General features: G+C 68.3%; 8 protein-coding genes and 1 pseudogene. 5 read left to right on the top strand and 4 right to left on the bottom strand.

What is annotated here, in order from left to right; all coding sequences use genetic code 11:
• Positions 1 to 197: 197 nt before the first annotated feature.
• Positions 198 to 1,355, top strand: a complete 1,158-nt coding sequence (locus ACQI5H_RS10685) for an Mrp/NBP35 family ATP-binding protein (RefSeq protein WP_427079344.1) — start codon at positions 198 to 200, stop codon at positions 1,353 to 1,355.
• Between the two features lie 4 nt (positions 1,356 to 1,359).
• On the opposite strand, the gene tatB is transcribed toward ACQI5H_RS10685, so the two are convergent.
• From tatB to sigE, 4 genes and pseudogenes are all read right to left on the bottom strand, one after another.
• On the bottom strand, positions 1,360 to 1,734 hold the full coding sequence (tatB, locus tag ACQI5H_RS10680) for a Sec-independent protein translocase protein TatB (protein WP_427079343.1): 375 nt from the start codon (positions 1,732 to 1,734) through the stop codon (positions 1,360 to 1,362).
• Positions 1,735 to 3,249: a serine protease HtrA gene (htrA, locus tag ACQI5H_RS10675; protein WP_427079342.1), complete on the bottom strand. Its 1,515-nt coding sequence runs from the start codon at positions 3,247 to 3,249 to the stop codon at positions 1,735 to 1,737.
• 132 nt (positions 3,250 to 3,381) lie between these two features.
• Positions 3,382 to 3,774, bottom strand: a complete 393-nt coding sequence (gene rseA, locus ACQI5H_RS10670) for an anti-sigma E factor RseA (protein WP_427079341.1) — start codon at positions 3,772 to 3,774, stop codon at positions 3,382 to 3,384.
• 127 nt (positions 3,775 to 3,901) lie between these two features.
• Positions 3,902 to 4,665: pseudogene (gene sigE / locus ACQI5H_RS10665) on the bottom strand (RNA polymerase sigma factor SigE); the annotation flags it as partial.
• Positions 4,666 to 4,881: 216 nt separating this feature from the next.
• On the opposite strand from sigE, the gene ACQI5H_RS10660 reads away from it, so the two are divergent.
• The 4 genes from ACQI5H_RS10660 (at position 4,882) to ACQI5H_RS10645 (ending at position 8,851) form a co-directional block, all read left to right on the top strand.
• Complete coding sequence (locus ACQI5H_RS10660; protein WP_427079340.1) at positions 4,882 to 5,556, top strand: O-methyltransferase; 675 nt, start codon at positions 4,882 to 4,884, stop codon at positions 5,554 to 5,556.
• Positions 5,557 to 5,641: 85 nt separating this feature from the next.
• On the top strand, positions 5,642 to 6,280 hold the full coding sequence (locus tag ACQI5H_RS10655; RefSeq protein ID WP_427079339.1) for a TetR family transcriptional regulator: 639 nt from the start codon (positions 5,642 to 5,644) through the stop codon (positions 6,278 to 6,280).
• The gene (locus tag ACQI5H_RS10650; protein ID WP_427079338.1) at positions 6,270 to 7,211 is read left to right on the top strand and encodes an ATP-binding cassette domain-containing protein; all 942 of its coding nucleotides are present in this window, start codon (positions 6,270 to 6,272) and stop codon (positions 7,209 to 7,211) included. The genes ACQI5H_RS10655 and ACQI5H_RS10650 overlap by 11 nt, the downstream gene beginning before the upstream one ends.
• Complete coding sequence (locus ACQI5H_RS10645; protein ID WP_427079337.1) at positions 7,208 to 8,851, top strand: ABC transporter permease; 1,644 nt, start codon at positions 7,208 to 7,210, stop codon at positions 8,849 to 8,851. The genes ACQI5H_RS10650 and ACQI5H_RS10645 overlap by 4 nt, the downstream gene beginning before the upstream one ends.
• Positions 8,852 to 8,863: the final 12 nt, after the last annotated feature.

Here is an 8,863-nt window from a genome sequence, read left to right as displayed (position 1 = left end):
CCGCCAGCCCCACCGCCGCCCGATGGCGTGCAGCCGGCCGCGCCGCCGCTGGCCGGCCCCGCCGCGGCGAGCGCCTCGGCGTCACCCAGGCCGGCCGGCCCGGCGTCGAACGCTGCGGCCAACCAGCCCGCAGTGGCCCCGGCGGGCTGACCCGTCGGCCGACCGGCCGCAACGCGAGCCGCCTACACTCGGCGGTGATGTCCCGTCATGACCCCGCCGGTTCGCAAGCCGACCTGAGCGCAACCATCCGCACCGCCCTGAGCAAGGTGATCGACCCCGAATTGCGGCGTCCCATCACCGAACTCGGGATGGTCAAGAGCATCGACGTCGCCGCCGACGGCGGCGTGCACGTGACGATCTACCTGACCATCGCCAGCTGCCCGAAGAAGAGCGAAATCAGCGAACGTGTCACCAAGGCCGTCGCCGACGTGCCCGGCACCGGCGCGGTGCAAGTCAGCCTGGACGTGATGAACGACGAGCAGCGCACCGAGCTGCGCAAGCAGCTGCGCGGCGATGCCCGCGAGCCCGTCATCCCGTTCGCCCAGCCGAGCTCTCTCACCCGGGTCTACGCCGTCGCGTCGGGCAAGGGCGGAGTCGGCAAGTCGACCGTCACGGTGAACCTCGCCTCGGCGATGGCCGCCCGCGGCCTGGCGGTGGGTGTGCTCGACGCCGATATCCACGGCCACTCCATCCCGCGGATGATGGGCACCACCGCCCGGCCCACCCAGGTCGAGTCGATGATCCTGCCCCCGATCGCCCACGAGGTGAAGGTCATCTCCATCGCGCAGTTCACCGAGGGAAACACGCCAGTGGTGTGGCGGGGACCGATGCTGCACCGCGCCCTGCAACAGTTCCTGGCTGACGTCTACTGGGGCGATCTGGATGTGCTCCTGCTCGACCTGCCGCCGGGAACCGGCGACATCGCCATCTCGGTGGCCCAGCTGATCCCGAACGCCGAGATTCTGGTGGTGACCACGCCCCAGCTGGCCGCCGCCGAGGTCGCCGAGCGGGCCGGCAGCATCGCGCTGCAGACCCGTCAGCGCATCGCCGGCGTGGTGGAAAACATGTCGGGCCTGATGCTGCCGGACGGCTCGACGCTGCAAGTCTTCGGCGAGGGCGGCGGCCAGCAGGTCGCGGAACGCCTGTCACGAGCCACGGGCGCCGACGTGCCGCTGCTGGGCCAGATCCCGCTGGACCCCGCGCTGGTGGCCGCCGGTGACGCAGGCCTGCCGATCGTGCTGAGCGCGCCCGATTCGCCGGTGGGCAAGGCGCTGCGCGGTGTCGCCGACGGCCTGTCGACGCGGCGGCGCGGCCTGGCCGGAGTGTCGCTGGGCCTCGATCCGACCAAGCGCTGAGTACTCAGGTCGCGTCGGTGTCGAACGGCGTGTGACCGGGCGCCTGCGGCTCGGCCGGCTTGGCGGGGACGCCGTTGACCGGGCGGTCGAAATTGCCGGTGAGGAAAGAGTCGTCGCCGTCGAGCAGGTGCTTGGTCAGCGCGGCGCGGGGCGTCATACCGCGTAGCCTCTGCAGCTCGCTCAGCGGGGCACGCAGATCGTCGAACTCGGGTCCGAGGTCCTGGCGCAGCTGGCTCGTCATGCCGCTGAGGTAGTCACGGGCCTGGCGCAGCGCGTTCGAGGTCCACCGGATGGCGCCCGGCAACCGCTCCGGCCCAAGGATCACCAGCCCTACCACAACGAGGACCAGGATGTGTTCCCAGCTGAGGTTCGCGAACACCTAGCCGTTGTCTCCGTCCGGTTTCACGGTCAGCGTGACGTGCCGACCGTCGCGGACCACTTCAACCGGGGCGTCCTGCCCGACGTTGAGCTGTCTGACCGCGACGACGAACTCGTCGGCGTCGGCGACCTTGCGGTTACCGACCTTGACGATCACGTCGTTTTCCAGGATTCCGCCCTTCTGCGCGGGGCTTCCCGCCTTCACATTGGCGACCTGGGCGCCGGACGCGATCGCGTTGCTCACCGACCGGGTGCTGACCCCCAACGTGGGGTGCACGATCTTTCCGTCTTTGATCAGGGTCTGGGCGACCTCTTTGGCCTCGTCGATCGGGATCGCGAAGCCCAGGCCACTTGCGCTGTCCGACAACGACTTACCCGCTGTGTCGATGCCGATCACCTGGGAATCCATGTCGATCAGCGGGCCGCCGGAGTTGCCGTGGTTGATCGAGGCGTCGGTCTGGATGGCGTCGATGACGGTGTCGGTGTCGGAGCCCTCCCCCGACAACGGCACGGGACGGTGCAGTGCGCTGACGATGCCGTGCGTCACGGTGCTGCGCAGCCCCAGCGGCGAACCCGCGGCAAGGACCTCGTCGCCGACGCGCACTTTGTCCGAATCGCCGAGCCGGGCCACGGTCAGGTTGTCGACGTTGTCGACCTTGACGACGGCCAGGTCGGTCTTCGGGTCGCGCCCGACGAGGTTGGCGGGCACTTCCTTACCGTCGTTGAACACCACCGTGGTCTTGAACTGGCTCGGGTTGTTGGCCGCCTCGGAAATCACGTGGTTGTTGGTGACGATGTAGCCACGGCCGTCGATGACGACCCCGGAACCCTGCATGCCCTCCTGGTCGCTCTTCGACTCGATAGTCACCACGGAATCCGCGGTCGCGGCGGCCACCTTCGCGAACCGGCCCGCCGGCCCTTCGTTGTTGCCAGGGGTCGACAGCGTCACCTTTGAGGTCGTGAACGCCTCGACGACTTCGGCCGTCTTGCGGCCGATCACTCCGCCGATCAGCCCGACTACCAGCGCAATCAGCAGCAGCACGGCCAGCGCGAGGTAGGACACCTTGCCGCCGAACAGCACGTCGCGCACGCCCAGCTTGCCGCCGTAGCCGAGAGCGGAGTGCGGTGCCGGCGGGGTGACCGCGGGGGTTCCCAGCCCGGCCGCGGCCCCGGGGTCCCGCCACGGGTCGTCGAGCTCGTCCGGTCCGGCGCCGTCCGTCTCGGCGGTCAGCGCGCCGGCATCGACGGGGTGGCGTTGCAGCGACTCGCCCACCCCGACGGGCCGGCTGAACGCCTCTTCCAAAACGGGGTCGGCCGGTTGATCGTGCGGCGAAAACTCGGACTGTTCCCGGTACTTCTGCGGGCGCACGCGCTCCGCCACGAAGGACCCCTGCTGCCCTGCGGGGCGACCGAACGCCTGGCGCGACGCGGGGTCGACCGGTGGCCGGGATATCGGGCGCGGCGCTAGGCGGTTGCCACCATTACCGCCGCTGTCGTTGCCTTGGTCGGAGGTCACGTGATCCTCTTAAATCCTCGTCTGAGCGCTCGAAAACCGCCTAATACAGGGCCCTTTACCGGGCGAGCACCAGGCACGGCATTGTCCGTGTCCACCCTAGTATCCACGGTTTCCTGATTGCGGGGACTCAAGCTAGGAGCGCTTGCGCCGGTCGCGCGCGTCGCGGTGAGCGAATCCGTCCGGCATCTGGGTTGTGTCATCGGGCGAACTGTGCGGAATATCGGCCAGCATTCCGAGCAACCCGCTGGGGATGCGGATCGGCTGCGAGTCGCGCAGCGCGGAGCGCGCATGGCTCTGATCTTCGACTTCGGCCGCGCATTGCGGGCATAGCGAGAGGTGATGGGCGGCACGGAGATGGGCGTTCATCCGTAGCTCGCCGTCGACGAAAGCCGCGATCGCCTCGACGGACAAATGCTCGGTGGAGCCGAACCGGCGCGGCGCGCCGACGGGCGCATCGCTTTGGGAGGCGAATTGGGCGGGGAGCCAGGAGAACGCGCGGCGGAACACATGTCCTCGCTCGGACATCACCAGCTCCTTTCGCTGCTACGTACCCCTCGAATGTAGCGCGACGAAGCGCCGAACACCCGCCTCGAGACCCCAACGCTGCACTATTGTCACCGCGCGTGAGCCGACTCGGGCCGGGGATGACCCGCCGTATTACGCCGACTTGGTGTGCAGCGCACCGCCGTTTTCGTGGTGCGCGGCCAGGTAATCGCGCAGCGCCTGACGCCCGCGGTGGATGCGGCTGCGCACGGTACCCAGCTTGACGCCCAGGGTGGCACCGATCTCCTCGTAGGACAGACCTTCGATGTCACACAGCACCACCGCGGCACGAAATTCCGGCGGCAGCGAATCCAGGGCGGCCTGCAGGTCGGGCCCGAGCCGCGAGTCGTGGTAGATCTGCTCGGGATTCGGTTCGTCGGCGGGGACCCGGTCGTAATCCTCGGGCAACGCTTCCATCCGGATGCGGGCGCGCCGGCGGACCATGTCGAGGAACAAGTTGGTGGTGATGCGGTGCAGCCAGCCCTCGAAGGTTCCCGGCTGGTAGTTCTGCACCGACCGGAAGACGCGGATGAACGTCTCCTGCGTCAAGTCCTCGGCGTCATGCTGATTGCCCGACAGCCGGTAGGCCAGCCGGTAGACGCGGTCGGCATGCTGACGCACCAGCTCGTCCCACGACGGCATGGTGGCCTTGTCCCCGGTCGCATCGAACACCGCCGTTCCCTGCAACGCGTCGGGCGTTGCCACCCACTCGTCGTCTCGGCACTCCTGCGCGTGAGACATGCTGCTCGGGCTCAAAAGCGTGGTGATGATTGCGTCCTCCGGGTTTGCCCTGGCATCAGGGTCTGATAATTCGTCAGCGGCAACGCGCAGTCGCCACTGTGTATTCCCGGTCCCGTACCCGCCGCGTTCCATAGGCAAACCGTGGCGCATCGGCGTATGCGCGGCATAGGAGCACACTGAGGTTTGGCTGAGAAACCAGATCGTTACCTGCATTACGCAGGGCGTATCCACCGCGCAGTGAGCTTCGTCGCGCCGCGGCGTCCGGGCGTGTCGGCCCCATCCGCCTCAGCTGCCCGGCTCAGGCGCGCCTGACCTACTGCACCGCGAATCCGGCATACGCTGCCGGTCATGGACGGTACCGATAACGGCTCGGCGGCCCCCGGCCATGCGGCCCCCAGCCGAGCCGAGGCACTTTCCGCGCACGCCGAGGGGTCGATATCAGAAGACGCGATCCTGGCGGGCGCCCGCGAGCGCGCCATGGACATCGGCGCCGGGGCGGTCACGCCCGCGGTCGGTGCGCTCCTGAGCCTGCTGGCCAAGCTCAGTGGCGGCAAGGCCGTCGCCGAGGTGGGCACCGGCGCGGGAGTCAGCGGACTCTGGCTGCTGTCGGGCATGAGCGACGACGGCGTCTTAACCACGATCGACATCGAGCCCGAATATGTGCGGCTCGCCAAGCAGGCCTTCGCCGAAGCCGGGATCGGGCCGTCGCGCACCAGGCTGATCAGCGGCCGCGCCCAAGAGGTGCTCACCCGGCTCGCCGACCAGTCGTATGACCTGGTGTTCGTCGACGCCGACCCGATCGACCAACCCGATTACGTCGTCGAGGGCGTGCGGCTGCTGCGGTCCGGCGGCGTCATCGTGGTGCACCGCGCCGGGCTGGGCGGCCGCGCCGGCGATCCCGCGGCGCGCGACGCCGAGGTGGTCGCGGTTCGCGAGGCGGCCCGGCTGATCGCCGAGGACGAACGGCTCACCCCCGCGCTGGTGCCCCTGGGCGACGGCGTGCTCGCCGCGGTCCGGGACTGACCGGCGCGCGTCGCTGATTTCTTTACGGATTCCTAACGGCGTGCCTCGTTGACGTAGGGCTGAACGCGTGTTTAGTGTACTGAACATGCGTTCAGCCGACCTGACCGCCGCCGCCCGGATCCGCGACGCGGCGATCGAGCAGTTCGGTGAGCGCGGCTTCGACGTGGGGCTTCGCGCGATCGCCGAAGCCGCGGGGGTGAGCGCCGCGCTGGTCATCCATCACTTCGGATCGAAGGACGGCCTGCGCAAGGCGTGCGACGACTTCATCGCCGAAGAGATCCGCGAGAGCAAGTCCGAGGCGATGCAGTCCAACGACCCCGCCGTGTGGTTTGGGCAACTGGCCGAAATCGAGGAATTCGCTCCGCTGATCGCTTACCTGCTGCGCAGCATGCAGACCGGCGGCGATCTGGCGAAGATGCTGTGGCACAGGATGATTGAGAACGCCGAAGGATACCTCGAAGACGGCGTGCGGGCCGGGACGATCAAACCCAGCCGCGATCCGAAAGCCAGGGCCAAGTATCTGGGCATCACCGGCGGCGGCGGACTTCTGCTGTATCTGCAAATGCACGAAAACCCCACGGATCTGCGGGCGGTCCTGCGCGACTATGCCCGCGAGATGGTGCTACCCGCCCTCGAGATCTACTCCGACGGGTTGATGGCCGACCGCACCATGTACGACGCATTTCTGGCCGCAGATGATCAAGGAGAATCACATGGCAGCTGACAACACCGCACCCATCGAAATCCGGGATCTGACAAAGAATTTCGGAGCCGTGCGAGCGCTGGACGGCCTGAACCTGACGGTGCGCGCGGGAGAGGTGCACGGGTTCCTCGGACCCAACGGCGCCGGGAAGTCGACCACCATCCGCATCCTGCTGGGCCTGGTGAAGGCCGACAGCGGAACCGTGCGGCTGCTGGGCGGCGACCCGTGGACCGATGCCGTGGAGTTGCATCGCCAGATCGCCTACGTGCCGGGCGATGTCACGCTGTGGCCCTCGCTGACCGGCGGCGAGACCATCGACCTGCTGGCCCGGATGCGCGGCGGCATCGATGACAAACGCCGCGACGAGCTGATCGAGCGCTTCGACCTTGATCCGCACAAGAAGGCGCGCACGTACTCGAAGGGCAACCGCCAAAAGGTCTCCCTGATTTCGGCCTTCTCGTCGCGGGCCGGCCTGCTGCTCTTGGACGAGCCCAGCAGCGGCCTGGACCCGTTGATGGAGAACGTATTTCAGCAGTGCGTCGCCGAGGCCCGAGACCGCGGTGTGACTGTCTTGTTGTCCAGCCACATCCTGGCAGAAACCGAGGCGCTGTGCGAAAGGGTGACCATCATTCGGGCCGGCAGGACCATCGAGAGCGGTTCGCTGGACTCGATGCGTCACCTCAGCCGCACCTCGATCAAGGCCGAAATGACCGGTGATCCAGGCGATCTCACGCGGATCAAAGGCGTCGAAGACATCAGCATCGACGGCAACACGTTGCATGCCCAGGTCGACAGCGAAAGCCTGGGAGAACTCATCCGGGTGCTCGGCGACGCCGGCGTGCGCAGCCTCGTCAGTCAGCCGCCGACCCTAGAAGAGCTCTTCCTGCGCCACTACGACACGGCGGGCGACGGTCAGCGTGAACGCAGCGGAAGGAAGGTTTCGGCGCTATGAGCACCGCGGTTCTGGATCGGCCACGCCCTCCGGCGCACCATGGGCCGCAACGCAGTTCGAATTTCTCCGGAACGCTTGGGATGCTGCGCCTGTATTTGCGCCGCGACCGGATCTCGTTGCCGCTGTGGGTGCTGTTGCTGTCGCTTCCCTTGGCGACGGTGTACGTCGGCAGCATCGAAAAGGTCTATCCCACCCAGGCGGGCCGCGCCGGATTTGCGGCCTCCATCATGGCCAGCCCGGCCCAGCGTGCGCTCTACGGGCAGATCTACAACGACAGCCTTGGCGCAGTTGGCATTTGGAAAGCGGGCATGTTCCATGTGCTGATCGCGGTGGCCGTCATCCTCACGGTGATCCGGCACACCCGTGCCGACGAGGAGACCGGCCGGACGGAGCTGATGGACTCGACGTCGGTCGGCCGCTACGCCAGCCTCACAGCGGCATTGATGTTGTCGTTCGGGGCCTCGATCGCGACCGGCGCGATCGGTGCGGCGGGATTGCTCAGCACCCACGTCCCGGCCGGCGGGTCATTGGCTTTCGGGGCGGCGCTGGCCGGCTCCGGCGTGGTCTTCACCGCCGTCGCGGGGGTGTCCGCGCAGCTGTCGCCGAGCGCGCGATTCGCCCGCGGTGCCGCGTTCTCCGTGTTGGCGGCGGCATTCACGCTGCGCGCCATCGGCGACGCCGGCTCCGGCACGCTGTCGTGGCTCTCGCCGCTGGGCTGGTCGCTGCAGGTTCGGCCCTATGCGGGCGAACGCTGGTGGGTGCTGCTGCTGCACCTGGCGACGGCGGCCGCGCTCACGGTCGTGGCGTATCGGCTGCTGGCCGGCCGCGACGTCGGCGCCGGGCTCGTCGCCGAACGCGCCGGCCCGGATAGGGCCGCGCCGGCGCTGGGCAACGTCTTCGGGCTGGCGTGGCGGCTGGACCGCGGCGCCCTGGTGCTGTGGACCGTGGGCCTGTGCCTGTATGGGCTAGTGATGGGCAGCGTGGTGCACGGCATCGGCGACCAACTGGGCGACAGCACCGTCGCGCGCGACATCGTCGCGCGGATGGGCGGCACCAGCGTCTTGGAAGAGGCGTTCGTCGCGGTGGCGTTCGCGATGCTGGGCATGGCGGCTTCCGCGTTCGCGGTCTCGCTCACGTTGCGGTTGCACCAGGAGGAATCCGCCCAGCGAGCCGAGACCACCCTGGCCGGTGCGGTCTCGCGCACCCGTTGGCTGGCCAGCCATTTGATCGCCGCGCTGGCCGGCTCCGCGTTTGCGATGCTGGCCTGCGGCGTGGTGGCGGGACTCGTGTACGGCACCGCGGCCGGCGACGTCGGCGGCAAGTTGGCGACCGTCGTCGCAACCGCTGCGGTGCAACTGCCCGCGGTCTGGCTGCTGGCTTCGGTGACGCTCGCATTGTTCGGTATCGCACCGCGATTCACGCCGCTGGCGTGGGGTGTGCTGGTCGGATTCGTCGCCCTGTACCTGATCGGTTCGCTGGCGGGGTTCGGGCAGTGGGTGCTCGATCTCGAGCCGTTCGCCCACATTCCCCGGGTCGGCAGCGACTTCACCGCGGTGCCGCTGCTGTGGCTGCTGGCCATCGACGCAGCACTGATCATCGTGGGAGTCATCGCTTTTCGACGGCGTGATCTACGGCAGTAGGAAGGACACAAT

This window comes from Mycobacterium heidelbergense, from assembly GCF_050205645.1.
Taxonomy (GTDB): domain Bacteria; phylum Actinomycetota; class Actinomycetes; order Mycobacteriales; family Mycobacteriaceae; genus Mycobacterium; species Mycobacterium heidelbergense_A.
This window is presented reverse-complemented; position numbering and strand designations above follow the sequence as displayed.

Coding starts and splice junctions, on each gene's coding strand:
- ACQI5H_RS10650 (WP_427079338.1), top strand. CDS start 6,270: ATGGCAGCTGACAACACCGCACCCATCGAAATCCGGGATCTGACAAAG.
- ACQI5H_RS10645 (WP_427079337.1), top strand. CDS start 7,208: ATGAGCACCGCGGTTCTGGATCGGCCACGCCCTCCGGCGCACCATGGG.
- ACQI5H_RS10655 (WP_427079339.1), top strand. CDS start 5,642: ATGCGTTCAGCCGACCTGACCGCCGCCGCCCGGATCCGCGACGCGGCG.
- ACQI5H_RS10685 (WP_427079344.1), top strand. CDS start 198: ATGTCCCGTCATGACCCCGCCGGTTCGCAAGCCGACCTGAGCGCAACC.
- rseA (WP_427079341.1), bottom strand. CDS start 3,774: ATGTCCGAGCGAGGACATGTGTTCCGCCGCGCGTTCTCCTGGCTCCCC.
- ACQI5H_RS10660 (WP_427079340.1), top strand. CDS start 4,882: ATGGACGGTACCGATAACGGCTCGGCGGCCCCCGGCCATGCGGCCCCC.